The organism is Mycobacteriales bacterium (assembly GCA_036497565.1).
GTDB lineage: Bacteria > Actinomycetota > Actinomycetes > Mycobacteriales > QHCD01 > DASXJE01.
Map to the genome: position 1 here is coordinate 1 of DASXJE010000173.1, position 1,689 is coordinate 1,689.

The window sequence follows — 1,689 nt, forward strand, 5'->3', positions numbered from 1 at the left end:
CGAGGATGTTCCGCGGCTGGCCTGGCGAGGCCCTGGAGTTCTACGAAGGTCTCGAAGCCGACAACTCCAAGGCCTAGTGGACTGCGCATAAGGACGTCTACGAGACGGTCGTGCTCTCTCCGATGAAGGCGATCCCTTGCCGAACTGGCCCCCGAGTTCGGAGACGGCAAGGTATCCCGTCCCAATCGGGATGTCCGCTTCAGTACCGACAAGTCCGGTACAAGACGCACATCGGCGCCACCATCGGTGCCAGCTACCGGGACGGCAGGCTGACAGGCCGGTCAAGGAGACGACCGTCGAGGAAGGTGTCGACTTTCTCGTTGTAGAACGCGATCAGCCCGGCGATCGGCAGCAGTTGGCGGGTCGGGAAGTCGTAGGTCCAGGCGATGTCGGAGTAGTTCGTGTCACCGAGGTGCGCGGTCCAGTAGCCGCTGGTGGTGCCCTTATAGGGACAGGCGGTCGACGTGCTGGCCGGGGCGAGGTGGGTGAAGTCGACTTCAGTGCGGTTGAGGTAGTAGCGGGTCGGCAGCCCGGTCTCGAACACCATCACCGGCGAGCTCGATTCGGCCAGCACGACGCCTTCGAGCTCGACACGGACGCTGCGGGTGGACCGCAGCGCGTCGACGCGCGTGTAGGGGTCGCGGGCGTGGACGAAGACCTGCTCGTCCTCCTCGAACCAAGCGTCCAGGGAATCCCACTCGAACCGCGCCCGTCCGGCCAATCCCTCGACTACGGCGTCGTCGCCGTAGACCCGCAGCGCCGCGGGCCGGGTCACGTCCCCGACCTGCGGGCTGTAGCGGCGGGCGGTGCCGCGGCTGAGCTTCTGCTCGTGCTGCTCATCGACCAGCACCGCGGGGTCGATGTCGGCTAGCGGGATGTAATACTGCGGGTAGTGCGACCACTCCCATACATACGGCGCCGACATCGTGTCGAGAACGGTCTGCCCAGCCAGTGTCGCCCTGATCCGGCGAGGGACCGGCGCCGTATGGTTTACCGGCGGCAGCGTCAGCGGATAGCCGCCGGTCACGGGGTGGCTCCGGCCGCGGCGAGCAGACCCTGAAGTCTTCGTCGCACGGTCCGCAGGACTTGTCCTGCATATCTAACTCTGGGTGTTAGGAGTGATGGCGGGGATGGCACTCAGCGTCGGCTCTGCCCGACCTCGATGAGGTGACCGTCGGGGTCACGCAGGTAGCAGCGGATCTCCGGGCCACGATCGATCGGTTCGGTGAGGAACTGCGCGCCCTTGGCCGACCAGTCGGCGTATACGGCGGCGATGTCGGCAACACGGATATTCAGGAACGCGCTGACCCGGTCCAGATCGTGCGGGGCCTCGAGCGTGATCGAGGGTTTGTCGTCCGTGGGGCCGCCGCCGGTGTTGATGATGATCCAGCTGTTGGCCAGCGCCACGATCGTCGGCTCGCCATCCGTCAGCGCCTCGCCACCGAGCACCTCGGTGTAGAAGGCCCGCGAGCGGTCGACATCGTCGGAGACGAGGAAATGGGTGAGCACGATGCCCTCGGCTGGGGCGGGAAAGTCTGCCACGACGCAACTCCTATAGGTGATGTGGGCGGGGCGAGTGCCGCCCCGTCACGGACTGGGCCCTGGGTGTGAGCGGCAGCTCCGGCGATGGCGTCGGCGCGCTCGGCGACGGGCCCAGGAACGCCCCGCCGACCCCAGGCGCGAGGATCA

At 66.8% G+C, this 1,689-nt stretch carries 2 protein-coding genes and 1 pseudogene; 1 reads left to right on the forward strand and 2 read right to left on the reverse strand.

Translation table 11 applies throughout. The features are described from left to right. The first annotated feature begins 5 nt into the window (after positions 1-5). Positions 6-216, forward strand: a pseudogene (locus VGH85_14600) (DUF2461 family protein). 37 nt (positions 217-253) lie between these two features. Here the strand turns inward: VGH85_14600 and VGH85_14605 are convergent. Together VGH85_14605 and VGH85_14610 are read right to left on the reverse strand one after the other, a co-directional pair. Further along, positions 254-1,027: a DUF427 domain-containing protein gene (locus VGH85_14605; GenBank protein HEY2175034.1), complete on the reverse strand. Its 774-nt coding sequence runs from the start codon at positions 1,025-1,027 to the stop codon at positions 254-256. Positions 1,028-1,137: 110 nt separating this feature from the next. Next, positions 1,138-1,542, reverse strand: coding sequence for a VOC family protein (locus VGH85_14610; protein ID HEY2175035.1), 405 nt, complete (start codon positions 1,540-1,542; stop codon positions 1,138-1,140). Positions 1,543-1,689: the final 147 nt, after the last annotated feature.